Origin of the sequence: Streptomyces sp. CB01635, assembly GCF_002803065.1 — a bacterium.
Classification (GTDB): domain Bacteria; phylum Actinomycetota; class Actinomycetes; order Streptomycetales; family Streptomycetaceae; genus Streptomyces.
This window is the reverse complement of sequence record NZ_NNBL01000003.1, coordinates 127,342-153,142: the sequence shown is the minus strand read 5'-3', so window position 1 is coordinate 153,142 and position 25,801 is coordinate 127,342. Positions and strand designations below refer to the sequence as shown.

Here is a 25,801-nt window from a genome sequence, read left to right as displayed (position 1 = left end):
TTGCGCCACTCGGGAAGGTCACGGCGGCGTATGAATGTGCCTGATGCCGTCGCATGGGGACCGGCGTCCGGATGCCCCCTCGTGCGAGGCGCACTACAACCTGCAGCGAGCTCACCAGGCCCTCGGGCGGGCCCTGGAAGACGCCCAGGCCGGCGCAAGGGATTTCGACCCCGTTGTTCGGCGTAAGCTCATTATTTGTCATGGTTTGTCGCTAAATTGCACGGCGGTGACTCGCACTCCGAGCGGGGGACCGTGCGAGATGCGGTCGGCCGGATCGGTCGAGGCGCGCGATGACCTTGGAGGCGAAAATGTCGGTGAACCGAGTCGGCCTGGTCGTTCACGGTGGGCGCGCGGAGGCCGTGGAAGTGGCCCGAGTGGTCCGTGCTTGGTGCGAGGAACACGCCGTGCGGTGCACGGACATCGACGTGTGGCACAACGATGGGCCGCGTGACGACCGTACGGAACTGGAGGCAGCCGGCCATCCCGATCTCATCGTCACACTGGGCGGAGACGGCACCTTCCTGCGGGGTGCCCGGCTCGCCGTGGAGGACGACGCGCTGGTTCTGGGAGTCGACCTGGGGCGCGTGGGATTCCTGACGGACGTGTCGGCCGATGACGTGCGTTCGGCACTGAACGCGGTACACGAAGGACGGTTCAAGGTCGACAGTCGCATGCTGCTCGCCCTGCGGGCCTCCCGCCGCCTGGAGGTTCCCAAGGACGTGGAGGACTGGATGGAGTACGGCCGTGGGCGCATGATGCCGCCGCCCCCGGTACACCCGGACCTCAAGGGCGACGGCGAGTGGGGTACCCCCTTGAACGTCACCGCGCTCAACGACATCGTCGTGGAAAAGCTCACCAGGGACCGCCAAGTGTCGGTCGGCGTCTACATCTGCGGCCGACTGCTGGCGTCCTACTCCGCTGACGCGCTTCTGGTGGCCACCCCGACCGGCTCGACCGCCTACAGCTTCGCCGCCGGCGGCCCAGTGGTGTCACCCCGCGCCGACGCCCTCGTCTTCACGCCGGTGGCCCCGCACATGGCGTTCAACCGGTCCATCGTCGCCGCCGCCGACGAACCCGTCGCCCTGCGAGTCCTCGAACGGTCCGGGCAGGCGGCAGTCAGCATCGACGGACAGCTCCGAGGTGTGCTGGATCCGGGGGACTGGATCGCCGTGTATGCCGCCCCTCGCCGCCTGCGGGCCGTGCGTCTGGCACCGATGGACTTCTACGGCCGCCTCCGCAAGCGGATGAACCTGACCGACGCCCCGGCCGCCGTCGCTGACGGATGCGCGCCCCCGCTGTGGTCCATCTCCACGCCTCCGCCCGCGGACATCGCCCATCTTGAGATGCTGCCGGTTCCGGACCCCTCGCGAGGCCCATGACGGCCCCGGCCGACGGTGGGTCAGCGCCGGGACGCCAGGACCTCGGACAGGTCCCGGCCGCGTGTCTCCGGCGAGCGGAGGCGTTCTTCGAAGCCACGTCCACGCTCTCAGCGTGCTGGGCCTGTCGAGAGCGCGGGGGGGGGGGGAGAGAACCAGCGGTGGACCGCGTCCCGTTCGCACTACGGCATCGAAAGCATGCCGTGCCGCCCGGGTCTCGAAGCGCTTATGAGAAGGGCGGGGTGGGCCAGGCCCGCCCTGAGCTGGACGGGCTCGCAGGGCTGTGATCCGGCATGTACGGAGTCCGGCATCTACGAGGCGAAGTCGCGCGTGGAGAAGGACATCATGTCGCGTCGCGTCGCGACGTCAGTCACCCACCAGTAGGTGACCCCGCTGCTCGCCGAGTCCGGGGAACAGCTGAGGACCAGCTCCTGTCGGCCGTCCCCGTCGAAGTCCGCCGCGGCGACGGGCATCGCGACCCGCGAGGACTGCGACACCTTCTGGCCGTCCACCCGGGCAGGGATCCGATGCGCCACAGGGGCGCGGCGCTCCCCGTCCACGTACGTGAGGGTCGCCCCGGAACCGGCCACGTATCCGTCGCGGCCGTCGCCGTCGGGGTCGATCGCGAGGCGCGGGGTGTCGCCCGGGGCCTTCTCCTCGTGCCGGACGGGTGCGGCGCCCGAGCCCGGGTACAGGAACCATCCGTCGAAGGCGTGCGACGCCTCGTCCTCGTATCCGGGTTCGACCTCGTTGTTACGGCTGCCGCTGTCACTGACCGCCAGGTCCTGGGTGCCGTCGCCGTCGAAGTCACCGAACTCGACGGCGTTGCCGACGTGGGTCTCGCGGCCACGGGCCCAGCCGTTCAGGTAGAGCGTCCCGGCGGTCTGCTCGCCGTCGTCGTCGTGGTGCAGATACAGCGGGGTCGCGCGGTGCGCGCCGGAGGCGTCGACGGGGGCCGCGAGCAGGTCGATGTCGCTGGAGTCGGGGAGCGTACGGGTGCGGGACGCGGCCCCGGCGCGGCTGAACGGCCCGAACAGGATCCGCACATGGCCCGGACTCGTGTCGGGTCCCGCGGCGCTTCCGCCGCCGATCGCCAGGTCGTGGTGGCCGTCCCCGTCGAAGTCGCCCCGAGCCAGCGGATCGCCGGCCGTCACCACGGCGCCCGGCGGCAGCACGAGCGGCGTCGCGGGCCGCCCGGTCGGACCGTGCGCCGATCCCCACGCCACATAGGTGACAGAGCGGCCGGTGGCGACGCGCTCCGTCGTCACGAAGTCGGGGAAGCCGTCCCCGTCCAGATCCGCGGTGTGTACATAGTCGACACCGAGGTAGTCGCCCTGCCCGTCGTCCGGGTCCGTCCGTTCGGGCAGCCCCAGGTCGCTGCGCCCGTACACGGCCCGGGTCGTCAGGTCGAGCCCGCGCGCCGAGCCGAAGAGCACGCCGAACCGCTGATCCACGCGCCCGCTCGAGGGAGCCGGTCCCGGTACCGAGAGCATCAGGTCGCGGTATCCGTCCCCGTTGATGTCGTCGGGGTCCTTGGAGCCCTTTCCGGCGGCGGGCGGGCGGGCGTCCGCCGGCACAGGCTTCGGCACCGCGCCGTCCCTGACCGAGGGTGAACTGCCGCCGCCCGACGCCGACTTACGCTCCTGCGGGGTACGGTCGGCGTCCCCGCAGCCGGTCATCAGAACCGACGAGGCGAGGACCAGCACGAGCACGGCACGGCATCTCATGCGCGACACCTTCACCCGCTGCTCCTGACCTTGGCCAGATCCCTCCGCCGACCGTTACCCAGTCGTGCCAGGTCACGGACGCACGTAGGGGTCGTCGCGAACGACATCCGGTCTCGGCGCGACGTCCCTGCCGCGATCCACCAGTGCGTGGCGTTGAAGAGGAGAGCGGGAGCGGCATGGCTGGCCACGACTTCGAGGTGGACCAGCCAACCCGAAACGGCGACCCTGCTCTTGCCGAATACCCCGTCCATGCCGGCGGGAGGATTTCGACGCTGGTCGAGACCGCTCGAACCGTCGGTATCGCACGAGGCGCGACTCGGTGGCGCCCCCCACGCGTCCGAACATGCGGCCTGAGCAGCTCGGATGAGGTATTCGGCAAGCGCAGCGCCACCGCGCCCCCGACATCGTTGTCGAAGGCGCGGCTGCACGGGTCGCGGCCCTACGTGATGTGGCAAGCCCCGAGGGGCCACGCCCCAGGACTTGCGGTCGCCTTACGGCGTGTAGACAGCGTCACTGCCGTACAACTCCCTCGTGAACGCGGAGACATCTGCGGTGCGGTCGGCGCCGTCGAGGTTGTACGTCAGATAGACGCCGTACCCCTCGCTGACGGTGCGGCGGGCGAGGTCGGCGGCCGTGCTCTGCGAGGTCCCGCCGATCTCGACGGCCGCCGGTGACAGCTTCGACTTGGGCAGTGCGATGCCGGGGACCTGCCAGCTGCCGTAGTACGGGTTCCAGGCGTAGTCGAACTTGGACGAGACGTCGACGCCGCCGTAGGAGAGGCGCGACGCGGCCGGGCCGATGTTGTAGAGGCTGATGATCTTGTCCGGCATGTTCGCGCGCAGCGCCGTCACCAGGTTCACGAACGAGCTGTCGTTGGGCTGGCCGGTGCCGTTGTTGCCGTACTCGGCGTACTCGTCGTCGAAGTCGATGCCGTCGAGGCCGTACTTGGTCACGGTGTCCGACAGTTGCTTCGCGAACGCCGAAGCCGCTTGCTGGGACGGGAAGTTGGCGAAGCCCGCGCCCTGGTGGTTGCCAAGAACCGAGAGGACGACCTTGATGCCCTTCTGCTGCAACGGCCGTATCTCCGTGGCGGCGTTGTCGAGGACGCGCTGCACGTTGTCGTTGAAGTACAGGTACGCCGCCTTCGTGCCCGTGTCGTAGTTGATGTTCGCCGCGAAGATCACGGCGACGTCGAAGACGTTGCCTCCGCCGTTGGCGAGGGTGTACTTGCCGACGTTCAGCATGCTGTTGTTGTTCACCTCGACGTACGCCACCGAGGTCGGCCCCTGTTTCGCGGGAGCGGGTGCAGGGGCCGCTGCCGCGCCGGTCACGGTGGCCGTACCGAAGGCGAGGGCCGCGACGGCCGAGAGCGCGAGCGCGGCCGTCCGTGCTCTGCTCCGTACCAGAGTGAACATCGTTGATCGGTCTCCCATCGCATGGGTCGGCGCCCGACCTGTTCGGAAGCGCCGAGTGAGCCCTCCGAGTTTTCCGCTCCCGTGACCGAATCTCGAGAATCGTGCGCGAACTCTTCACGAGTCCCACGCACGCCGCCCCGCAACCCGGCACCGCGGCAAGGGAGTTGGTGCGCCCAGGTCCACGGTCGACGCCGACCTGCTGTGGGCCCGTGCCCTCCGCGTCCACCCCTCTCACCCCGGCGGCCGGGTGGTCCGCTTCGAGGTCGGCCCGATCCTGCCGCTGCCCCGTAGAACACGGGAGGCAGCGGCAGTACCCTCCGCCTCAGACGCAGTTGACGCAGTCACCGACCGGCTTCGGCGCCGGCACCGGGCGTCACGGGCAGGGGGAATCGCAGTGGGCGCACCTACGCCGTCCGCCGTCTGGTCGACCGGCACGACCGTCGACGGCCGCTACCGGGTGCTCGGCGAGCTCGGGCGGGGTGGGATGGGCGTGGTGCACCGGGTCCGGCACCTGGCTTGGGGCATCGACATGGCGGTGAAGAGTTCGCGTCCGGAGGTGTTCCGCGAGCTTGGCGATCGGGAGCTGTTCGTCCGGGAGGCCGAGGCGTGGGTGTCGCTGGGGCTGCACCCGAACATCTGCGCCTGCCACTACGTGCGCGTGATCGCCGGGGTGCCCCGTGTGTTCGCCGAGTACGTCGACGGCGGCAGCCTCGCGGAGTGGATCGGCGACGGCCGGCTCTACGCCGGGGACGCGCGCCAAATCCTCGCCCGCGTACTCGACACAGCCGTCCAAGCGGCCCGCGGGCTCGAGCACGCGCATCGCAGGGACCTGGTGCACCAGGACGTGAAGCCGGCCAACATCCTGCTCGACGGCGCGGGCGCCGCGAAGATCACCGACTTCGGCCTGGCCCGGTCCATGGCCGCCGTGGCCTCGACGACGAGCGAGACGGCGCCTGGTGCCAGCGTTCTGGTGCCGTGGGGCGGTATGACGGTCGGCTACGCGTCCCCGGAGCAGCTCGCGGGAGAGCGCGTCGGGCGGCGCAGCGACGTCTACAGTTTCGCGGTCACGGTCCTGGAGATGTTCACCGGCGGTGTGCGCTGGTCGGCCGGTTCGGTCGCCGGCCTGGCGCTGGAGGAGTACCTGGTCGACCCCGCCAACCCGGTCGCCGCGCCGTCGGAAGTCGCCCATCTGCTCCGCCGCTGCCTGCGGCAGCACCCGGCCGACCGGCCGCCCTCGATGGCGGACATCGCGGACGTGCTGACCGGGATCTACGAGCAGCAGACCGGCTCGACGTATCCGCGTCCAACGCCGCAGGAAGCCGATCTCCGCGCGGACGAACTCAACAACCGTGGCCTCTCGCTCCTGGACCTGAACCGGGCTTCCGACGCCGAGCAGGCCTTCGACCAGGCGCTCGCGGTCGATCCGCACCACGTCGGAGCGGTGTACAACGGCGGCCTGCTGCGGTGGCGTACGGGGGCGATCACCGACGCGGAACTCGTCACCCGGCTTGAGGCGATCCCGCAGGGATCCGGCGCGTCCGCCCGGCAGACAGACCTGCTGCTGGCCCGCGTCCACCTCGAACGCGGCGACCTCGCGGCGGCACACGGCCTCCTCGGCGCCCTCGCGCGCGAACGGCCCGACGGCGCCGACGTGCGGGCGGCACTGCGGGTCGCGACGTCCGGGAGCGTGACCGATGCCCGCCACACCGGGACACGCCCGGTCAGCGAGCCGTTCGCGCTGCCGGGCGCACCGGTGAAGCTTCTCGCCCGGCACGAGGTGATGGGCTACCTGCCGATCCGGTTCACTCCCGACGGACGCCTCGCGGTCAGCGGCCACTGGGACGGCGTGATCCGGCTGTGGGACACGGCGACCGGAGCACAGCGGATGGCGCTCAAGGGACAGCGCACGCAGGTACTCGGCGTCGATCTCACCCCGGACGGCTCGTACGCGCTGTCGACGAGCCGCGGCGGCACGGTGCAGTTCTGGGATCTCAGGGCGGGCAGGTGTTCCCGGGCCATCCACGCCGTCGCGCATGCGACGGGGTGCCCGGTCAGCTTGAGTGCCGATGGGCGCATCGGCGTGTGGAAAGGCGCGGACGGGCGCGTCCAGGTCTGGGAACTGGGGACCGGGACCTGCCGCTGGTTGCTCGGTCCTGCGATCAAGGACGGCGCCCTGGACGGCTCGCTGTACGAGGTGAGCGCCGACGGACGCCACGTGCTGACCGCCGAGAACGACGGGGCGCGGCTGTGGAGCGTGGCCGACGGCCTGTGCCGTGTGCTGGCCGCCGGCTCGCGGACGCATGCGCTGTGCTTCAGTCCCGACGGACGGCTGGCCGCGATCGCAGGCCAGGACCGGGTGATCCGGTTGTGGGATGTGGAGGACGGCCGGCAGGTCCGTACGCTGACCGGGGACACCGCCGCGGCCGGCCACCTGGCCTTCAGCCACGACGGACGCCGGCTCCTCTCCGGCACGACCGGAGACCACACGGTGCGGCTCTGGGAGCTGGACAGCGGCCGGTGCCTTCGGACCTTCTCCGCCGACGCGTACGGCATGCATCACGTCGGGTTCCGCGACACCGACGCCCGGTTCGGCTGCTCCGTCGGCGGGCACCCCGAACTGCCCCTGCATCACTGGCAGCTGCCCGACGCCGGGTACGTCGCCGAGCCCCACGTCAGCAAACCGCGCGAGTACGCCGAGGTGAGCCGGCTCGGCGGTCTGGCCGAGGAGCTGATCGCCGACGCACGAAAGGCACTGTCGAACGGTCGACACCGGTCCGCCCTGGACCTGTTGACCCGCGCACGGGCGGTCCCCGGCTACGAGCGCGCGCCCCAAGCCCTGGCCGCCTGGCACGAACTGAGCCGCACGGCCCGCCACGTGGGGCTGCGCGCGGCGTGGTCGCAGCCGCTGGACGCCGGCCCTCTCCCCTTCGGCGGCATCACCGCGATCGGTGTGGCCGCCGGTGCCCGGCTCGCCGTCAGCGGCCAGAGTGACGGCTCCATCCGGATCTGGGATCTGGACCGCGGCACGTGCACCCGGGTCCTCGACGACCATCGGGGCAGGGTGGGCGAGGTGGCGTTGAGCGACGACGGCCGGCACGTCCTGTGCAAGGCCACCAAACCTCTCGCGATCACCCGATGGCGCCTTGCTGACGGCGAGCGCCGGCAGGTGACCCCGGACTGGGACATGACGCGGACCGTCCTGTTCACCGGCGACGGCAGGCATGCCTGGTTCGGCGGCGGAGACGGCGTCATCCGCCGGTGGGACCTCAACGACGACCGCTGCGTCGCGACGATCGGGTCCCGTGGCGCGGTCAACGTGATCTCCACGTCCACGGACGGACGGCTCGCGGCGGTCGGCGACTCCAACGGCGTGGTCCGGCTGTGGGACCTCGACACCGGAACGTGTCTGCGGACCTGGTCGGGCCCGCGGGAACCGATCCTGTCGGCGTGCCTCAGCGCTGACGGCCGCCTGGCCCTGTCCACGCACATGGTCACGTCCTCAGGCGGGCAGAACGAGCCGATCCGCCTGTGGGACGCCGGGACCGAGCGGTGTCTGCGCACGTTCGAGGGGCACGAAGGCTGGTCCTCCGCAGTGCGGTTCACGCCCGACGCCCGGTTCGCGTTCTCGGCGGCCCACGACCGGACCATACGACTGTGGGAGGTCGCCACCGGTCGGTGCCTGCACGTCCTCGAAGGGCACCAGGGATACATCCGGCACCTCGAACTCACCCCCGACTCACGCAACTTGGTGTCGGCGGGCGATGACGGCATCCGACTGTGGCACCTCGACTGGGAACTGGCGACCGACGCCACTCAACGAGACGAGAAGTGACGCTCACCCTGTCACAGAGCCTGCCGCAGGGCGCGACGCTGAAGCTCGCGCGCTGCGACGCCGCGCCTGCCGGACCGCACCCGGCGGTCCCTCGCCGCTCGCCGAAGCAGACCTGATCATGGCCGTCGACGGCTAGCTCTCCGTCGCCGACCTCACTCCCGACGCACTCCACCGCCTCACCTGACACCCGCCAACCAGCCCGCCAGATGCGCCGACGATCCCGCGCCCACCGATTGGTTCGCGCCGTCCCGCTCCCTCAGCGAACCGGGCCATGCCCTCATACAGGCCTGTCACCGAACGGACCACATTTCGCGACGAGCCCCTTCTTGTCCAGCAGGATCAGATGGGCGCACCAGTTCTGGCGCCCCCACGACGCTCTGGAAGGCATTCGAGCCTTCCCCGAGAAACCCTCACCCCGCTGGCGGGCCCGTTGAGCCCGCAGCCCCAGCAGGAAAGTAGACGGCCACCATGACCGAGCAATCCACCGTCCGTAGCGTGACCTACGACCTGCTGCGGGCCCTGAAACTCACCACGGTCTTCGGTAATCCCGGCTCCACCGAGCAGCCCTTCCTCCAGGATTTCCCCGACGACTTCACGTACGTCCTGGCGCTGCAGGAGGCGTCCGTCGTCGCCATGGCCGATACGTTCGCCCAGGTGACCGGCCGCCCCGCACTGGTCAACGTGCACTCCTCGGCCGGGCTGGGAAACGCTGTGGGCAACCTGGTTGCGGCGTATCACGGAAACACCCCCCTGATCATCACCTCGGGACAGCAGCATCGGGACCTGTTGATCGGGGAGCCGTATCTCGGCAACCGTGAGGCCATCACACTGCCGAAGCCATGGGTGAAGTGGTCCTATGAGCCGGCCCGCGCCGAGGACGTCCCAGAAGCCTTCATGCGCGCCTATGCGGAGGCGTTGCAGCCTCCGACAGGTCCGGTCTACCTGTCGATTCCCATGGGCGACTGGAAGGAGCCCCTGTCCGATTTCACCCGGGTGCGGACAGTGAGTGACCGCGTCGCCCCCAGCACCGAGCGGCTGCGGGCATTCGCCGACCGCGTCTCCGCCAGCAGCAGGCCCGCACTGGTCTTCGGGCCGGAGGTCGACCGCGCCGGCGGATGGGAGGCGGCCGTCGCCCTGGCGGAGAAGCTGCGTGCTTCCGTCTATGGCGCCCCGCTGCTGGACCGCGCCTCCTTCCCTGAAGACCACCCCCTCTTCCGGGGCCCGCTCGGCATGTCGGTGAAGACCATCAGCGACCGGCTGACCGGGCACGACCTGGTGGTCGTGATCGGCGCTGAGGTGTTCCGCTACTACCCCTACGTGCCAGGCGACTACCTCCCCGACGGCACGGAGCTCCTGCAGATCACCGGCAATCCGGCGGTTGCCGCGGCGGCACGTGTGGGCGACAGCCTCCTGGGCGATCCCGCGATCGCGATCGAGCTGCTCCTGGACATGGTCACGGAGGGGTCGACGCGAACGGCTCCGGAGCCGATGGCGCGGCCCCGCGAACTGCCGCAGGAACCGAACAGCCCGCTCACCCCGCCCGAGGTCTACGCCACCCTGAGCGAAGTTCGGCCGCCCGACGCGGTCATCGTCAACGAATCGACCTCCACGATGGCGCAGCAGATCGAATGGCTCCCCACCACCCGGACCGGATCGTTCTTCGCCACGGCCAGCGGCGGGATCGGCTGGGGTACCCCGGCCGCGGTGGGCGTCGCGCTCGGCGACCGGGACAGAGGTGTCCGACGTCCGGTGGTCGGCCTGATCGGCGACGGCTCCTTCCAGTACTCCGTGCAGGCCATCTGGACGGCGGCGCAGCACAACCTCCCGATCGTGTACGTGGTCATGCACAACCACGAGTACTCCATCCTCAAGTCGTTCGCGGTGCTGGAGGAGACTCCGGGCGTTCCGGGACTCGACCTGCCCGGGCTCGACATCGCCTCCGTGGCGCGTGGCTTCGGATGCAACGCGGTCGACGTAGAGACCACCCAGGACCTCGAGCGGGAGTTCAAGGCGGCCCTGGCCGCCGGCACCACCACCGTCATCGTGGTGCCCACGCAACCCCAGAAGGCGATGTTGTAAGGCCATGCGGCCCTCAGGATCGGAGAGGGGAGAGCAGCCATGGACCTCGGCCTGAAGGACCGGGTGTACATCGTCACCGGTGGCACCCGCGGGCTGGGCCGGTCCGCCGCGCGCGAGTTGGTGGCGGACGGTGCGAGGGTGGTCGTCAGCGGCCGCAGCGAGAAGTCGGTGGCCGCGGCTGCGGAGGAACTCGGCGGCGTGGGGCGGGCAATCGGTGTTGCGGCCGACAACGCCGACACCGGGACTCCGGACCGGCTGATCGCTGCGGCACGCGATGCCTTCCAGCGGCTGGACGGGGTGCTCATCAGCGTCGGCGGGCCGCCGACAGGTACGTCGGACACCATCGACGACGACCAGTGGCGCACCGCATTCGAATCGGTCTTCCTCGGTGCGGTGCGGCTGTCCCGCACCGTCGCGGCGGAGCTGGGCGAGGGAGGTGTCATCGGCTTCGTCCTCTCCACCTCCGTGTACGAGCCGATCCCTGACCTTGCGATCTCCAATGCCTTCCGGCCAGGCCTGGCCGGCTACGCGAAGAGTCTCGCGAACGAGCTGGGCCCAAGGGGCATCCGTGTCGTCGGCCTCGTGCCCGCCCACATCGAAACCGACCGGGTACGCGAACTCTACGAGGGGAGTGGCGACACCAACGCCGCCCGCGAGCGTGAGACCGCCGGCGTACCCCTGCGCCGCTACGGAACCCCGGACGAGTTCGGCCGGAGCGCCGCCTTCCTGCTGTCGCCCGCCGCGTCGTATCTGACAGGAGTGATGCTGCCGATCGACGGAGGCGTGCGCAGAGGCTTCTAACAGGGCGAACCGGTTCCGGTTCATCGCGCTTTCCGCCCTGCTACGCCGATCCCGTCAGGCGGACAGGCTCAGCTCGGCCCAGATCGTCTTGCCTCGTCGGGCAGGGCGGGTGCCCCAGCGCTGGGTCAGCTGGGCGGTGATGAACAGTCCGCGGCCGGACTCCTCGTCCGCCTCGGCATGTCGCAGGTGCGGGGCGGTGCTGCTCGTGTCGGAGACCTCGCAGATCAGCGTACGGTCGCGGATCAGGCGCAGGCCGATCGGCCCCTCGGAGTAACGCACGGCGTTGGTGACCAGTTCGCTGACCACCAGCTCGGTGGTGTCCTCCAAGTCCTCCAGTCCCCATGCGGACAGCCGGTCGGCGGTGAGTCTGCGCGCCTCGGCCGCGGCCTCGGGCGCGCCGCGCAGCGTCCAGGAGGCCACCTGGTCGGGGCCCTTGGCACGGGTTCGCGCCATCAGCAGGACGGGGTCGTGCTGATGGCCGTCGGCGGGGAGCACGCGCAGCACCCGCTCGCATGTCTCTTGGAGGCAGCGTGACTCCGGAGCGAGCGCGGCACGGATGCGGTCGAGCTGCTGCACGGCTTGCTGGGGATCTCGGTCCTGGACCAAGGGGGTGTTGCACAGGAGCAGGATGCTGCCCTCGGGCAGCTCGCGTTCCGTGATCCGATGGGTGGCGACGCCCTGGCCGAGGGGCGGGCCCTGCGGGACGTCGGCGAGCTCCGCCGTTCCGTCGGGGCGAATGATGACGGGCGGCGGATGGCCGGCGCTGGACATGGTGCACCGCCGGATCACCGGGTCGTAGACCACGTACAGGCACGTGGTCCCGACGACCCGGTAGCGGGAGGCGTCGTGCGGGGTGGAGGTCACCTCGTCGTCAAGCCGGGTCACCAAATCATGCAGGCGTTCGAGAAGCTCGTCCGGTGGCACATCCAGGTCGGCCAAGGCGCCGATCGCGGCGCGGAGCTCGCCCATGGCGGCCGCGGCGTGGAGGCCCTGACCCTCGGTGTCCCCGGCGATCAGGGCGACACGAGCGCCGGAGAGCGGGATCACATCGAACCAGTCCCCGCCGGAGCCGGACGGCAGGTAGCTGTGCGCGGTCTCGACAGCGGCGTGGACAGGGACCTCGGGGGGCCGGAGGCTGAGCTGGAGCAAGCGGGCGGCCGACCGCTCCCGGTTGTAGAGCCGGATGTTGTCCAGGGACAGCGCGGTACGGGCGACGAGCTGGGCGGCGAGGGCGGTGTCCTCGTCGACATACGGGTCCGGACGTCGGCCGCGATAGAAGCAGGCCAGGCCGAGAACCACACCGCGGGCGCACATCGGAACCACGATCATCGAGTGGACCAGGTTCCGGCGCAGCAGCCGACCGCGGACGGGGTCCCGGTCGAGCCACTCGGCGTCCGGCACGAGCCGGGCCACCAATCGCGGAAGGAGGTCGGTGAGGCTCTCGCGGTACGGGGTTCCCGACGGGAAGCCGCTCACCTCTCCTGCCACGGGCCACCCGGCCGTCACGGGACTGCCGTGTGAGCACCAGCCCGCACGACGCAGCGGGATAGTCCCCAGATGAGGTCCAGGTTCGGGTGCCTCACCGCGCAGTACAGGGTCGAACAGGTCGACGGTGGTGAAGTCCGCGAAGTCGGGGACGGTACCTTCCGCCAGCTCCTGCGCGGTGTCGAACAGGTCGAGGGCGGTGCCGATGCGGCTGCCGACCCGGTCCAGCAGAGCAAGCCGGGCCTGCGCCTGGTTGCGGTCCGTGACGTCCAGGATGGCCGCCGCCACCCCCAGGGGGCACCCCTCCAGGTCCTGGAGCCGGAACCAGGACGCCTGCACGGCGACCTCGGCATGCGGAGGCTGGAGTGAGCGCAGCGTCAGCAGCACGTCGCGCCTGGGACGGCCGGTCTCCAGCACCTCGCGGACCATGGCCTCGACCTCATCCGCCTGATCCTTGCCGTACTCGCGCAGCACCTCGGCGACCGTGCGTCCGAGCAGGTCCTCGACCGGGAACGCCCGGATGTACCGCGCGGCCGCGTTGAAACGCACCAGACGCAGCTGCGTGTCCAGTATGTGCAGGCCGATCGGCGACTCTGAGAACAGCGCCCTGAGAGTGGCGTCATCCACGTCGCGCGAAGTACCACCCGGGATGTCCGGCGAAGTATTCATCAGTGAGAATTATTGCTCTCCTACCACGTACCGGCACCTGCACGGAACCGCCGACGTAGGCGCGTCGGGTACCGACGGTGATGTGTCCCGGGCCGTGCGTCAGTGGCCGGGAACAGGTGAGGGCGGCACACGCCGAGCCGGCCAGAACTCGCTGCATGAACCACCGAGTCCGCACTCCGTTGTGCATCTCCGGTGGGCTCGGCTCCGCACACGTGGACCTTCGAGCGGGTGCCGAAGACGCCACTGGTCACGGGCCTCCGCCGACCGTACGACTGACAACGACGCGGCTCACGCTCGCCTCAGCAGGCGGAACCGACGCGGTGGCCAAAGGAGTGATCCATGGGCCACCGCCCGGTGACGCCGCCCGTGGCACGGGGCCCCCGGGTGCAGGCTGACGGTCATGTCTCATCACCTCAGCGGAGCCGACCTGCGGTCTCCCATGAACGACGCCCGGCTGGACCTGACGGACCTGTTCGCCTTCACCGTCCCCGGCGGCCGCACCGCGCTGATCATGAACGTGAACCCCATCGCCCCCACCGGCGGCCAGGCGTTCCACCCCGACGCCGTCTACCGCGTCAACGTCGACACCGACGGCGACCAGCAGGCCGACATCGCGTTCAGTTTCGTCTTCTCCGAGCCCCGGGACGGGCAGCAGACCGCCACCGTGTACCGGGCGACCGGCGACGAGGCACGTGCTCACGAAGCCGCCGGGCAGGTGATCGTCACCGAGGCAGCGGTCTCCTTCGGACCGGCACCCAACGTGATCGAGGCAGGTCCCTACCTCTTCTCCGCGGGCCTGCGCAGCGACCCGTTCTTCGCAGATCTGGACGGCATCATCCACGACTTCCAGTGGACGGGTATGGACTGGGGAGCCGACAAGAACATCTTCGGTATCGTCCTCGAGATGCCCGACACCGAGCTCGGCTCGAACCCGGTCTTCGGAGTTTGGGCTCGGGTGAGCCTGAGGCAGAACGGCGCGCTCAAGTCCGTGGACCGGGGCGCCCATCCGTCCCTGACCGCGTACTTCAACCCCGAGAACGACGCGAAGACCGCCTACAACGAAGGCGAGCCCGCCCAGGACTGGGAGACCTACCGCGTACCGTGGACCGCCGTCCTCCAGCACACCGGCGACTACCAGCCCCAGGACGCCGAGCAGGCCCTGCGCACGGTGCTCCCCGACATTCTGCGCTTCGACCGTGACCAGCCGGCCGCCTACCCCAACGGCCGCACGCTCACCGACGATGTGACCTCGGCGCGTCTCGCGATGGTGTCCGGCGGAAAGATCACCAGCGACCGCATCGGCCCGCACACCGACCTCCTGCCCGAGTTCCCCTACCTCGGCACTCCGCACCCGGCCCCTGCGGGCTAGGAGTTGTCGTCAGAGCGGGTCGGGTTGGTGGACGACAGTGTGATGGTTCGTCGTCATGAACTGTCTGATGTGAACTGGGAGTTGTCGGAGCCGTTGTTGCCGCCGGCGTCGTTCGGGCAGCCGCGGCTGGATGACCGGACGGTCCTCAACGGCATCGTGTGGAAGGCCTGGGCTCAATCCACTTGGGCAGCCCTTTGGCACTCCAGCGCGGTGCTCGCGACGTCCGGCGTCCGGCGTCCGGCGTCCGGCGTCCGGCAACCCTGCAGCGAGCCATGCCGCACCCCTCCCGCGTGACCCCCAACGCTCCTTGCCGTGCCGATCTGTGCCGGTTCACAGGAATGCGCCGAGGGCTCCGCGAGCCGTGCCGCGACGCTTGTCCGGCGCACCAGCCGCCGTGAGAGTGGCTCCGCCCGCTACCCGGCGTCCCCGCGGTTGCGCTGCCGGTCCAGGCTGAGCCGCAGGTGCTCGGCCATCGCTTCCGATGCGCGCTCGGGACTGCGGCGCAGCACCGCACGGACGATGCGCTCGTGCTCGGCGAGGGTCGGCTCGCCCGCGCCGGGGATGGAGCGGAGCCGGAAGATGTGCAGATGGGAGTGGAGGCGCTCGATGGCGTCCGCGAGGAGCAGGCGCCCGGCGCCGGCCGCAACGGCATCGTGGAAGCGCTGGTCCAACGCCACGAAATCGCGGTAGGCGGCGTACCGGCCGTCCACTGCGGGGCGGGTCTGCATGTCCTCCAGCAGCTGCTCGAGGGTGTCCAGCTGCGCCTCGTCGGCATACCTCGCTGCGAGAGCCGCAGCCCGCGGTTCCAGGAGCAGCCGCATCTCGAAGAGCTGCTCCAGCCCTTCCGGCGTGAGCAGTTCGGTCGCGCGGTAGCCCGCCAGCGACCGTTTGACCAGCAGCCCGTCGGACTCCAGGCGGGCCAGGGCCTCGCGCACCGGGGTGGGCGAGACCTGGAGGGACCGCGAGAGGGACTCGATCCCGACGCGGGCGCCGGGGACGATCTCGTGGTCCATCACCATGGCCTTGATGGCCTCGTACACGGTGTCCGTCAGCACCTGGCGCTGCGGCTTCGCGGCCGGGCCGTTCAGGCGGTCGGAGGCAGGGGGGTCGTGGGACGGCATCCGGCCTCCAGGTGCGCAGCGAAGGATCGATCGGTGGGGACGAGTCTATCGAGGCCGTTCCCTACTCCATGAGGAACACCTGTTCAAGGCCGGTCCACCACTCCCCTGGCGCCGCCTCCTCGACCGGCTCCTGGCAGGGGTCGGTGAGCGCCCACCACGCCTGCGTCGCCTCGTCGTCCGCCATGGCCCGCAGGTCCGCTTCCAGGTCGTCGCCGTGGTACTCGAAGTAGCTGAACAGCCGGTCGCCCAGCAGGTGGATCGAGTAGTTGGCGATCTGGGAACGGCGCAGGCGATCGAGGACCGGCTGCGGGACGTCGCGGTGCAGCTCCCGGTACACGGCGAGCTTCTCGGGCCGCACCTTGATGACCTGGGCCATGCGCTTCATGCCGTGTTCCTCTCGTGTACGGCCTCCTCGGACCGGCCGTGGATGAGACGGATGATCCGGCCGCTCATCTCCTCGTAGTCGTGATCGTTCTGTACTTCGCCACGCGTGCGGTAGCCGCCCATGACGACGATGCGGTCCGCCAGGGTCACCATCTCGCCGAGGTCGCTGCTGATCAGCAGGATCGCCAGGCCCTTGCCCGCGAGTTCCCAGAGCAGTTCGTGAAAGGCCCTCTTCGTACGGATGTCGACGCCCACGGTGGGCTCGTCGACGACCAGCAGACGGGTGTCGGCGGCGAGCCACTTCGCGAGGCTCACCTTCTGCTGATTGCCCCCGGAGAGTTCCCCGGCGGGCTGGTCGAGTCCCGAGATACGGATGCCGAGTTGCTCGACCAGTTCCGCCGCCGTGGCGCGTTCGCGGTCGGCCGGTACGTACCCCAGGGCGCGGGCCAGCTTCCGCCAGACGGTGACCGTGATGTTCCGCACGATCGGCTGCTCCAGGAAGACGCCCTCCTCCTTGCGGTTCTCCGTCACATAGCCGATGCCGTGCTCGTGCAGCGCCTGCCGGGGCGAGTTGATGCGCACCGGGGCACCGTGCACCCGGACCTCGCCGGACTCGATGCGGTCAAGTCCCAGGATCGCCTTGGCCAGTTCGCTGCGGCCCGCGCCGACGAGTCCGTACAGGCCCACGATCTCGCCCACCCGGACATCGAGCGTGATGTCCCGGTGCCCGGCGCCGGTGGAGAATCCGGAGAGCGAGAGGGCGGGCGGTGAGGTGGTGTCGACGGTCCGCGATGTGAAGCCGGACGTCGTGTGGGCGCGGCCCACCATCAGGTTCACCACGTCGTCGTGGGTGTGGTCGGCGAGGGGTGCGGAGCCCAGTACGGACTGCCCGTCGCGCAGCACCGTGACCGTGTCGCACACCGCGAACACCTCCTCCAGCTTGTGGCTGACGAAGACGACGCAGGTGCCCCGGTCCGCGAGCCTGCGGATCACCCCGAAGAGCCGCTCGGTCTCCTGGGGCGAGAGGGAGGCGGTCGGCTCGTCGAGCAGCAGGACCCTGCTCTCGGTGAACAGCGCCTTCGCGATTTCCACCAACTGCTTCTGGGCGACAGATAGTCGGGAGACCGGCGTCTGCGGATCCAGTTCCACCCCGATCTCGGCCAGGCACCTCAGGGCGGGGGCGGACATCGCCTCGCGGTCGATCATCCCGCGTCGGGACGGCGGGGCCTGGAGGCAGATGTTCTCCGCGACGGAGAAGGCGGGCACGAGGTTCCGCTCCTGGTGCACGACCCCGATGCCGGCGTGCGCGGCCTCGAGCGGTGACCGGAACCGTACGCCCTCACCGTGCAGCAGCAGTTGCCCGCCGTCCGGCGGGTGGACCCCGGTGAGGACCTTGATCAGGGTGGATTTCCCCGCGCCGTTCTCGCCGAGCAGGGCGTGTACGGTGCCGGCCTCCAGGCGCAGCCTCACGCCGTCCAGCGCACGGACGCCGGGGAAGACCTTGACGATGCCGCGGGCCTCGAGAAGTACCTCGCTCATGACGCAACTCCGTTGACGGGGAGTGGTGTTGTGTCCTTCGACTGACGGATACGGCCGCCTATCACGGTGCCTAGGACGACGATGCCGATGAGGAAGTTCACCCAGCTCGGGTCGAGCGAGAACTGCGCCCGCGCGGTGTCGATGAGCCGCATGAGGAAGGCAGCGAGGACGGTGCCGAGTACGGCCACCGACCCGCCGGTGAGCGCCACTCCCCCGATGATGGGGGCCGCGAAACTGGGCAGCAGCCAGTCGCCGCCGACGCTGGCGTTGACTCCGGGAAGGGATGCGGTGGCGGTGACGGCGGCGACACCGATCAGCAGTCCGGACAGGGTGTGGGCGAGGACGATCTGCCGGTCCGTGGAAATGCCGGACAGGCGTGCGGCGAGGGGATTGCCGCCCGCCGCGAGCAGCCGGCGCCCGGCGATGCCGCGGTGCATGAACAGCGCGAGCAGCGCGGCCGTGGCGACGGCCGTCAGGAACACCAGGGGGATGTTCAGCGGTGCGGCCGACCCCAGGTCCTTGAGGAAGGAGGAGTAGCCGTCCACGGTCCGGGTGCCCACCACGCGGTACTGGGCGCCCAGCAGCATGGTCATGGTGGCCAGCGTGACGATGAAGCCGTTGATCCGGGTGGCCACGATGAACACGCCGGTCAGCAGCCCGATCAGGGTGGCGATCAGTACTCCGGCCACCACCACGACCGCCATCGGCCAGTGCGCGTCGGCCATCAGAACGGCCATCACGGCGGCGGTGAATCCACCCAGGGCGCCGACGGCCAGATTGAGCTGGCCCACACAGAGCGCCACCATCTGGGCCAGCCCGATGAGTACCGGAGTGGCGAGGTACTGCAGAAAGGTCCGGACGGAGTTCCCGCCGAGGAAGTCGCCCGAGGAGGCGATCGCGAGGCCGGCGCAGCCCACGACGACGACGGCCAGCAGCGTCGTCTCGGTGGAGCGTGAGTGCCGCCGGATCACGGGGGTGACTGTGGTCAGGACGTCACGGGTCAGGCTCATGTGGACCGCACCACCTTGCGGTAGGAGACGACGTTACGGATCCGGTCGGCCGAGAGGGCCAGCAGCAGGACGCCGCCCAGATAGATGTTCAGGCTCTCCAGTCCGACCCCGAGCAGATCGAGCCCCTTGCGGATCACGTCCACCAGCGAGGTGCCGAGGAGCGCACCGAGTACGGAGACGACTCCGCCGGTCAGCAGCGTGCCGCCGAGCACCGCCCCGAGGAACGAGGGGAGCATGAACTCCCCGCCGATGGATGCCCGGAACGACCCGGTGCTGACGGCCGCCATGAATCCGGCGAGGGAGGCGAGCAGCCCGGACAGGGCGTGGGCCGTGACGATGCGCCGGCGGGTCGGAATGCCGGAGAGTTCCGCGGCGGCGGGGTTCGCGCCGGTGAGGAGCAGTTCGCGGCCGGTGCGGGTGTAGCGGTACAGGAAGCCGAGGCCGATCAGGGACAGGACCGTGAACTGGGCAAGCTGCGGTACTGCGTTGGAGCCGCAGACGGGGCCCGCACAGATGTCGGCGAGCGAGTAACTACGCAGCTCCGCCATGCCCGCCGGGGTCGAGGTGAAGGCCGCATTGTCGGTCAGCGCCCCGTACAGCAGCGATACGAGTCCCAGGAGCGCGAAGTCCATGGCCAGCGTGACGACGAAGGAGCTCACTCCGGTCCGGGCGATCACCCATCCGGCGAGCGCCCCGATCGCGGTGCCGGCGATCAGGCAGAGCAACAGGCCCAGGACGAGCGGGAGATGGAGCCTGTCGTAGCCGAGTCCGGCGAACATGGCGCCGAAGGAGGCCATGCGTCCGACGGCAAGGTTCATGTGCCCGACCGACAGCACGACCATCTGCGCCAGTGCCACCACGGTCAGTGTGGAGATGTCGCTGAGCAGGGGGAAGAGGGAGAACTGAGCGTTGAAGAACGCGGGACGCAGCGCCCCGAACAGCGCGGCCAGCGCGACGACCAGGACGAGGAGCCCGAGTTGCTGGTTGACCCAGAACGGCAGCCGACCGGCGGACCGGGGCTTGTCGGTGGCGGGCTCCGCCGCGGGCGCGGGTGGTGCGGTCGTGGTGTTCATGCCACCGTCCGGTCGTCCAGTGCGTCCCGGTCCCAGTCGATGCCGATACCCGGCACGTCCGGAGCGAGAGCGCGTCCGCCGTCCACGGCGAGCTCCGAGCGGGTGACGGCCCTCAACTGCGGTATGTACTCGACGAACCGGCCGTTGGGCACGGCGGCGACGAGGCTGATGTGCAGTTCCATCAGGAAGTGCGGACAGACCATGACGTTGAAGGTCTCGGCGAGATGGGCGACCTTCAGCCAGGGCGTGATGCCGCCGACGCGGGCCACGTCGACCTGGACGACGGAGGCGGCGCCCGACTCCAGGTACTGCCTGAACTGCAGGGACGAGTACAGGGATTCACCTACGGCCACAGGAATCGAGGTGGCCCGCGCCAACCGTGCGTGACCGCTCACGTCGTCGGCCGGCAGGGGCTCCTCCAGCCAGAACGGAGCGTAGGGCTCCAGTGCCGCGGCGAGCCGCAGCGCGGAGGACGCGGTCTGGGACTGGTTGGCGTCCGTCATGATGTGCAGGGCGGGCCCGACGGCCTCCCGTACGGCGCGCAGCCGCTCGACGTCCTCGGAGACGTGCTCCTTGCCCACCTTGATCTTCACCCCGGACCAGCCCTTGTCCCGGGCATCCAGGGCGCCCTTGACGAGGTCCTCGGTGCTGAGGTGCAGCCAGCCGCCCTCGGTGTCGTACAGCGGAACGTCCTGGCGGAACCCGCCGGCCAGCCGCCACAGCGGTTCGCCGGCCCGCTTGCACCGCAGATCCCACAGGGCGGTGTCGACCGCGGCGAGGGCGAGTGAGGTGATCGCCCCGACGGCCGTGGCGCGCGTCAGGGAGAACAGCTCCTGCCACAGTCCTTCGACGCGGCGGGCGTCCTGCCCGATCAGCCTGGGCAGCAGGTGGTCGCGCAGCATGGCGAGGACCGACGAGCCGCCGGTGCCGATGGTGTACGCGTATCCGGTGCCGGTGAGGCCTTCGGACGTGGTGAGGTCGACGAAGATCGTCTCTTGCTTGACGAAGGACTGGACGGCGTCGGTCCGTACCGTCTCGACCTCGATGTCGGCGAGATGGGCCGTGGCGGCGGTGATGACGATGCTCATGGGACTCCGGGTGTACGGGAGGTGCAGGGGTACGGGGCCGGCGGTCAGCGGCAGTTGAGCAGCTCGTCGGCGAACTTCTTCTTCAGCACGGCGGTCTTGGCCTTGCGGGCGGTGTCGTAGTCGGCGACGTTCTCCTTGGTCACCACGAACGACCCCGAGTCGACCGTGACGCCGGGGGTCCGCATCGTGCACTGCTTGGTCTGCAGCAGGGCGAGCACCCAGGACCCGATGTCGGCCTGGCCGACCGGGTTCTGTACGACGGTCGCGCTCACGGAGCCGTTCCTGATCGAGCTGAGGATCTTGGCGTCGTCGTCGATCGCGATGACCTTGGCCTTCGACCCGGAACTCCGCACCGCGCCCGCGGCGGCGACCGCCGGGTTGTAGGCGGTGGCGACGATGCCCTGGATCGACTTGCCCTTGGCGGCCATCAGGTCGGAGACCGCCTTCTGCGCCGTCTGAAGGTCCTTGTCGATGTCCGTGACGGTCTGCAGCAGTTTCACCTTCCCGCCGCTCTCGCGGACCGCCTTCGCCACGCCCTTGATCCGCAACTGGGTGTTGGCGTCGACGTTGTTGCCCGTCAGATGGACCAGGGTGCCCTTGCCGCCCATCTGGTCGATGGCGGCCTTGGCAGCTTTGTACGCGGCGAGTTCGACGTCGGTCGACAGACAGAAGTCCGCCTTGTCGACCGTGCCCGCGGGACAGGAGCCGAGCGAAGCGACGGGGAGCCCCTGGGACTTGAGGCGGGCGAACGTGCTGTTGATGTCGGTCGGCGAGACACCGAAGACACCGAAGGCGTTGTAGCCGCGGGCGGCGAGGGAGGACAGCAGATCGTTCTGCTTCTGCTGGTCCCACTCGGCGGTCTCGTCGAAAGTGACTCCTCCCAGCTTGTACGTGCTCTTGGCTGTCCGCCCGGCCTGCTTCCAGGGCTGGAAGTAGGGGTGCGCCCCGCCGGGGACCAATGCGACCTTCACGCCCGAGCCGTTGGCCAGCTCGGCCGTTCCGTCGCCCGTACTCGCCGACGCTCCGGCGCCCGCGTTCACCGGATCCCCGGAGTTCTTCACCGTGCAGCCCACCGCACCGGCCGCCAGGAGCGTCCCGGCGACGGCGGCCCGCGCCACGGTTCTCAGCAGGAGCTGGTTCTTCACGCCCATCCACCCCAATCCAATAGGATCTTTGCAGGGTGATGGTGCGCTGACGCTGCGGCCGCGTCAATACGTGTGACATGACCGCGCGGTGAAGTTGCCACCCAAATACGGGAACAATAGCGGCAATTGATACGAAGCACGCAGGTGTCCGCGAGGGGTGCCGCGCCCCTTGACATCCCCCTTACACGCCGAAATCGTATAGGAAAATTCTCCGACGAGGAGGTAGGCGTGAGACGCTCCGCAAGGACGTATCTCATCGGCGTACTGGCCGTACTGACCCTGCTGACAGCGGGAGTTCAGAGCGGTTCCGCCGCGACATCGAACGCGACGCCGCCGGCCGGCAGCGAGCTGCGGGACCTGGCCATCGGCACCAGGGCGACACAGAGCAGCACCGCCTACGACGGCGCGGCAGCCCGCGCCGTCGACGGTGAGCACAACGGCAGCTACTACGCCGACTCGGTCTCGCACACCGCGCTGGAGGCACAGCCGTGGTGGCAGACGGACCTCGGCAGCAGCCAGGACGTCACCAAGGTCACCGTGTGGAACCGCACCGACTGCTGCACCGACCGGCTGTCGAACTTCTGGGTCCTGACCTCCGACAAGCCCTTCGGCTCGGCCGGCCTGGAAGAGGCAAAGGCGCAGAGCGGCGTGAGCGCCACGCGGTTCGGGACCCTCGACGGCGCTTCGGCCGAGGTCGCCCTGAAGCACTCGGCCCGTTACGTACGGGTACAACTCGAAGGGAGCGGCTACCTGGCCCTCGCGGAGGTCCAGGTCTTCGGAACGTCCGTCCTCAAGCCCAGCCGGGCCGCTCAGAAGTGGGTGGACAACAACCCGTTCGGCATGTTCATGCACTTCAACATGTCGACGTACCAGGACGAGCAGTGGGCCGACCCCAACGGCAACCCCGCGGACTTCAACCCGACGAACCTCGACGCCGACCAGTGGGCGAAGTCCATGAAGGCGGCCGGGATGCAGTTCGGCGTGCTCACCGCCAAGCACCACGACGGCTTCGCCCTGTGGCCGACGAAGTACTCCGACTACTCCGTCGCCGCCAGCCCGTACAAGAACGGCAAGGGCGACATCGTCCGCGAATACGTCGACGCGATGCACGCCAACGGTCTCAAGGTCGGCCTCTACTTCTCCATCTGGGACCGGCACAACGGCGACAGCACCGAGCTCATCGAGAACCAGTTGCGTGAACTGCTCACCCAGTACGGGCAGATCGACTACCTCTGGTTCGACGGCTGGGGCTGGAACATCCCGTACTCCAAGATCCCCTACCAGCCGGTCCGCGACATGATCCGCAAGACCTCGCCGCACACGGTCGTCGCGAACAACGACCACGAGGGCTCGCTCCGGACCACCGACGTCATCGTGTACGAGGTACCGGTCCAGGGCATGCCGCCGGCCTCCAACCCCCGCCCCACCGACGCCAGCGACACACTCGACACCAACCGCACGTGGTTCCACACCACCGGGACGGGCGCTCCACGGCCGGCCGACGAGATCGTCACCAACCTCAAGAAGGCCAACGAGGGCAACGCCCTGTTCCTGCTGAACGTCGCACCTGACCTCAGCGGGCGCATCCCCGACCTGTACGTCGACCGCCTGAAGGAGATCGGCCAACTGCACTGACCCGCAGCGAACACGACTACGGGGCCGGCCTCAACGAGCGGCTGGCCGCCTGGACGGGTCTCCACGATTCGGGGTGATCGACAAGCCGTGCCTCCCCGGCCGGTCAGGACGGGGAGGCACGTCACCGTCGTCGTCCTCAGCCGTCGCGTTCCGGGCCTGCATTGAGCTGTGCCTGGCGGGCAGCCTCGACGCGGTTGGGAGCAAACTTCATCTCGTACGCCTCGGGCACGTCGTAGGGGGACCGCCAGTTGTCCGGCACGAAGCCGTCACCGTCCTCCTAGCAGAGGTGGCATGCGGCGCACCACTCGGTTCGCCGGCCGTAACGGCTGGACGGTCCGATGAACGACCCTCAACGCACCGCAGCCCTGGCAAGACTTCCTCCACCGCTACAACCACCACCGCGGACACACCGCACTCGGCGGCGAGCCGGTCGGCGGGCGCCGATTGATGCCCTGGGCCGGGACCGGAGGAGTACCACCGGGAGACACCTACCGGCAGCCGACGAGTGGGGATACGTTAATACGGAACCAGGATCCATTATCTGGAACTCCTTATGAAGCGAGGCGTCATGCACGCGGTGACCTTTCTGACCATCGGTCAGGCCCCACGCCCGGACCTTTCCCAGGCCATCGAGGCGTACCTGCCTGCGACAGCGCGCGTACGGCACGCCGGAGTGCTCGACGGTCTGACCCGACCGGAGGTCGAGGCACGCTTCGCGGCCACGCGCGGGCGCGCGACACTCCTCAGCCGACTGGCCGACGGCGGCTCCGTGACGCTGGACGCCGAGGCCGTCGGGGCCGGGCTGCAAACCCGCGTCGACCAGGTGGAGGACGAGGGCGCCGACGTCGTGGTGCTTCTGTGCACGGGCGAGTTTTCCGGCCTCCGGACCCGGCGGGCACGGCTCGTCGAGCCGGACGCGCTGGTTACGGGGTACGTCGCCACGGTGCTGCGGGGCAGTCAGGTCGGGATCGTCGTGCCGCTGCCGGAGCAGGTGACCGAGGCCCGCGAGAAGTGGCGGGACATCATTCCGGCCCCCGCCTTCGCCACAGCCTCGCCGTACGCCGACGACCACCTGGCCCTGAGCGCGGCGGCTCGCACCCACCTGGAGGCGGGTGCGACCGCCCTGATGCTCGACTGCATGGGCTTCGGGACCCGACACCGCAAAGCGCTGCGCGCCGACGGGGTCACCGTGCCGGTACTGACACCGGCTGCTGTGGTCGGCGCGGCCCTCGGCCCGATGCTGAACTGACCGGGCGGACTCAGCGGGCGGCGCCGGACTCCACGTAGCGCAGCCAGTACGGGTCACCGATGCGCTTGCCGACGCGCAGAGCGGCGTCGCGTACGGCCCGGCCGAAACGCGCCTCGTTCTCGTCGCGAACCTCGGGGGCGGGCAGCGCGATCCCGATACCGAAGACCTGGCCGGTGTCGCTGTCGAGGACGGCGGCGGAGATCCCAGCGACGTTCGGCACGAACTCGCCGCGCGAGGACTCCCAGCCGTTGGCGCGCACCCGGGCCAGGCAGAAGACCAGTTCACCGGGGGTGCGAGGCGCCGAACCCGTGCTCTGTTCGAGGCGGGCGTCGACGAGCCGCAGCACCTGCGCGTCGTCCAGACGGGCGAGCAGCGCGCGGCCCATGGAGCTGGCGTAGGCGGGCGCCCGGGTACCGGCCGGGGTGTACGCCTGGAGCGCGCCGACCGTGCCGATCCGCATGTGGAGCACGAGCGACTCGGCGCCGTCCAGCACGTCCACGTACCCGGTGTATCCGATGTCGGCGACCAGCCTGGCCAGCTCCTCCTCCAGGAGGGAGGCCGTGCTGCGCGAGGCACGGAAGTGGTACGAGGCCTCCATGACGAGCTCGCCGGGGCGGTAGGCGCGGCTCACCGGGTCCCGGTCGAGGAAGCCGTAGTCGGCCATCATGCTCAGCGTCCGCGACACGGAGCTCTTGGGCAGGTCCAGTGCGCCGGCCACATCCGTCACGGTCAGGTCGCGCTGCAGGCGCGCCATCAACCGCAGGACATCGCGCGCGTTGGCGAGTGTGCTCACCGTTCTCCCGC

General features: G+C 69.8%; 19 protein-coding genes. 7 read left to right on the top strand and 12 right to left on the bottom strand.

Features of this window, described 5'->3' with window-relative positions; all coding sequences use genetic code 11:
* Positions 1 to 308: 308 nt before the first annotated feature.
* Entirely contained in the window at positions 309 to 1,379 is a 1,071-nt protein-coding gene (locus CG723_RS08900; RefSeq protein ID WP_100592743.1) for an NAD(+)/NADH kinase, read from the top strand.
* 308 nt (positions 1,380 to 1,687) lie between these two features.
* Here the strand turns inward: CG723_RS08900 and CG723_RS08895 are convergent, their stop codons facing one another.
* Together CG723_RS08895 and CG723_RS08890 are read right to left on the bottom strand one after the other, a co-directional pair.
* Entirely contained in the window at positions 1,688 to 3,103 is a 1,416-nt protein-coding gene (locus CG723_RS08895) for an FG-GAP repeat domain-containing protein (protein WP_159032414.1), read from the bottom strand.
* Between the two features lie 491 nt (positions 3,104 to 3,594).
* The gene (locus CG723_RS08890) at positions 3,595 to 4,518 is read right to left on the bottom strand and encodes an endo-beta-N-acetylglucosaminidase H (RefSeq protein ID WP_100592741.1); all 924 of its coding nucleotides are present in this window, start codon (positions 4,516 to 4,518) and stop codon (positions 3,595 to 3,597) included.
* Between the two features lie 394 nt (positions 4,519 to 4,912).
* Between CG723_RS08890 and CG723_RS08885 the strand changes: the two genes are divergently transcribed.
* The 3 genes from CG723_RS08885 to CG723_RS08875 all read left to right on the top strand — a co-directional run bounded on the left by CG723_RS08885 (position 4,913) and on the right by CG723_RS08875 (position 11,230).
* Complete coding sequence (locus CG723_RS08885) at positions 4,913 to 8,350, top strand: protein kinase domain-containing protein (RefSeq protein WP_100592740.1); 3,438 nt, start codon at positions 4,913 to 4,915, stop codon at positions 8,348 to 8,350.
* A gap of 468 nt (positions 8,351 to 8,818) precedes the next feature.
* Entirely contained in the window at positions 8,819 to 10,429 is a 1,611-nt protein-coding gene (mdlC, locus tag CG723_RS08880; protein WP_100592739.1) for a benzoylformate decarboxylase, read from the top strand.
* Between the two features lie 39 nt (positions 10,430 to 10,468).
* Positions 10,469 to 11,230 (top strand): SDR family oxidoreductase, encoded by a 762-nt coding sequence (locus tag CG723_RS08875; protein WP_100592738.1) that lies wholly within the window; start codon positions 10,469 to 10,471, stop codon positions 11,228 to 11,230.
* 54 nt (positions 11,231 to 11,284) lie between these two features.
* Here the strand turns inward: CG723_RS08875 and CG723_RS08870 are convergent, their stop codons facing one another.
* Positions 11,285 to 13,384 carry a SpoIIE family protein phosphatase gene (locus CG723_RS08870; protein WP_100592737.1) on the bottom strand — a complete coding sequence of 700 codons (2,100 nt, stop codon included), beginning with the start codon at positions 13,382 to 13,384 and terminating at the stop codon, positions 11,285 to 11,287.
* A gap of 400 nt (positions 13,385 to 13,784) precedes the next feature.
* Here CG723_RS08870 and CG723_RS08865 point away from each other — a divergent pair, with 400 nt between their 5' ends.
* Positions 13,785 to 14,753 carry a DUF4331 family protein gene (locus CG723_RS08865; RefSeq protein ID WP_100592736.1) on the top strand — a complete coding sequence of 323 codons (969 nt, stop codon included), beginning with the start codon at positions 13,785 to 13,787 and terminating at the stop codon, positions 14,751 to 14,753.
* 413 nt (positions 14,754 to 15,166) lie between these two features.
* Here the strand turns inward: CG723_RS08865 and CG723_RS08855 are convergent, their stop codons facing one another.
* The 7 genes from CG723_RS08855 to CG723_RS08825 form a co-directional block, all read right to left on the bottom strand.
* On the bottom strand, positions 15,167 to 15,874 hold the full coding sequence (locus CG723_RS08855; RefSeq protein ID WP_100592734.1) for a GntR family transcriptional regulator: 708 nt from the start codon (positions 15,872 to 15,874) through the stop codon (positions 15,167 to 15,169).
* A 61-nt stretch (positions 15,875 to 15,935) separates the two neighbouring features.
* Complete coding sequence (locus CG723_RS08850) at positions 15,936 to 16,259, bottom strand: L-rhamnose mutarotase (protein WP_100592733.1); 324 nt, start codon at positions 16,257 to 16,259, stop codon at positions 15,936 to 15,938.
* Positions 16,256 to 17,797: a sugar ABC transporter ATP-binding protein gene (locus CG723_RS08845; protein WP_100592732.1), complete on the bottom strand. Its 1,542-nt coding sequence runs from the start codon at positions 17,795 to 17,797 to the stop codon at positions 16,256 to 16,258. The genes CG723_RS08850 and CG723_RS08845 overlap by 4 nt, the downstream gene beginning before the upstream one ends.
* Positions 17,794 to 18,807 (bottom strand): ABC transporter permease, encoded by a 1,014-nt coding sequence (locus tag CG723_RS08840; protein ID WP_100592731.1) that lies wholly within the window; start codon positions 18,805 to 18,807, stop codon positions 17,794 to 17,796. The genes CG723_RS08845 and CG723_RS08840 overlap by 4 nt, the downstream gene beginning before the upstream one ends.
* A complete protein-coding gene (locus CG723_RS08835) occupies positions 18,804 to 19,880 on the bottom strand; it encodes an ABC transporter permease (protein ID WP_100592730.1) in 1,077 nt (358 codons plus the stop codon). Before CG723_RS08835 ends, CG723_RS08840 begins: the two co-directional genes overlap by 4 nt.
* Positions 19,877 to 20,968: a mandelate racemase/muconate lactonizing enzyme family protein gene (locus tag CG723_RS08830; RefSeq protein WP_100592729.1), complete on the bottom strand. Its 1,092-nt coding sequence runs from the start codon at positions 20,966 to 20,968 to the stop codon at positions 19,877 to 19,879. Before CG723_RS08830 ends, CG723_RS08835 begins: the two co-directional genes overlap by 4 nt.
* Before the next feature lie 44 nt (positions 20,969 to 21,012).
* Positions 21,013 to 22,113 (bottom strand): sugar ABC transporter substrate-binding protein, encoded by a 1,101-nt coding sequence (locus tag CG723_RS08825; protein WP_234374213.1) that lies wholly within the window; start codon positions 22,111 to 22,113, stop codon positions 21,013 to 21,015.
* A gap of 228 nt (positions 22,114 to 22,341) precedes the next feature.
* Between CG723_RS08825 and CG723_RS08820 the strand changes: the two genes are divergently transcribed.
* Positions 22,342 to 23,748, top strand: a complete 1,407-nt coding sequence (locus CG723_RS08820) for an alpha-L-fucosidase (protein ID WP_100592727.1) — start codon at positions 22,342 to 22,344, stop codon at positions 23,746 to 23,748.
* A 136-nt stretch (positions 23,749 to 23,884) separates the two neighbouring features.
* Here CG723_RS08820 and CG723_RS48640 read toward each other — a convergent pair whose 3' ends face one another.
* The gene (locus tag CG723_RS48640; RefSeq protein ID WP_267893691.1) at positions 23,885 to 24,007 is read right to left on the bottom strand and encodes a hypothetical protein; all 123 of its coding nucleotides are present in this window, start codon (positions 24,005 to 24,007) and stop codon (positions 23,885 to 23,887) included.
* Between the two features lie 309 nt (positions 24,008 to 24,316).
* Here CG723_RS48640 and CG723_RS08815 point away from each other — a divergent pair, with 309 nt between their 5' ends.
* Positions 24,317 to 24,997: an AroM family protein gene (locus tag CG723_RS08815; protein WP_100593762.1), complete on the top strand. Its 681-nt coding sequence runs from the start codon at positions 24,317 to 24,319 to the stop codon at positions 24,995 to 24,997.
* A gap of 10 nt (positions 24,998 to 25,007) precedes the next feature.
* On the opposite strand, the gene CG723_RS08810 is transcribed toward CG723_RS08815, so the two are convergent.
* On the bottom strand, positions 25,008 to 25,790 hold the full coding sequence (locus CG723_RS08810) for an IclR family transcriptional regulator (protein ID WP_100592726.1): 783 nt from the start codon (positions 25,788 to 25,790) through the stop codon (positions 25,008 to 25,010).
* Between the last annotated feature and the right edge of the window lie 11 nt (positions 25,791 to 25,801).

Coding starts and splice junctions, on each gene's coding strand:
- CG723_RS08875 (WP_100592738.1), top strand. CDS start 10,469: ATGGACCTCGGCCTGAAGGACCGGGTGTACATCGTCACCGGTGGCACC.
- CG723_RS08845 (WP_100592732.1), bottom strand. CDS start 17,797: ATGAGCGAGGTACTTCTCGAGGCCCGCGGCATCGTCAAGGTCTTCCCC.
- CG723_RS08890 (WP_100592741.1), bottom strand. CDS start 4,518: ATGTTCACTCTGGTACGGAGCAGAGCACGGACGGCCGCGCTCGCGCTC.
- CG723_RS08855 (WP_100592734.1), bottom strand. CDS start 15,874: ATGCCGTCCCACGACCCCCCTGCCTCCGACCGCCTGAACGGCCCGGCC.
- CG723_RS08865 (WP_100592736.1), top strand. CDS start 13,785: ATGTCTCATCACCTCAGCGGAGCCGACCTGCGGTCTCCCATGAACGAC.
- CG723_RS08895 (WP_159032414.1), bottom strand. CDS start 3,103: ATGAGATGCCGTGCCGTGCTCGTGCTGGTCCTCGCCTCGTCGGTTCTG.
- mdlC (WP_100592739.1), top strand. CDS start 8,819: ATGACCGAGCAATCCACCGTCCGTAGCGTGACCTACGACCTGCTGCGG.
- CG723_RS08815 (WP_100593762.1), top strand. CDS start 24,317: ATGCACGCGGTGACCTTTCTGACCATCGGTCAGGCCCCACGCCCGGAC.
- CG723_RS08850 (WP_100592733.1), bottom strand. CDS start 16,259: ATGAAGCGCATGGCCCAGGTCATCAAGGTGCGGCCCGAGAAGCTCGCC.
- CG723_RS08870 (WP_100592737.1), bottom strand. CDS start 13,384: ATGAATACTTCGCCGGACATCCCGGGTGGTACTTCGCGCGACGTGGAT.
- CG723_RS08840 (WP_100592731.1), bottom strand. CDS start 18,807: ATGAGCCTGACCCGTGACGTCCTGACCACAGTCACCCCCGTGATCCGG.
- CG723_RS08900 (WP_100592743.1), top strand. CDS start 309: ATGTCGGTGAACCGAGTCGGCCTGGTCGTTCACGGTGGGCGCGCGGAG.
- CG723_RS08830 (WP_100592729.1), bottom strand. CDS start 20,968: ATGAGCATCGTCATCACCGCCGCCACGGCCCATCTCGCCGACATCGAG.
- CG723_RS08835 (WP_100592730.1), bottom strand. CDS start 19,880: ATGAACACCACGACCGCACCACCCGCGCCCGCGGCGGAGCCCGCCACC.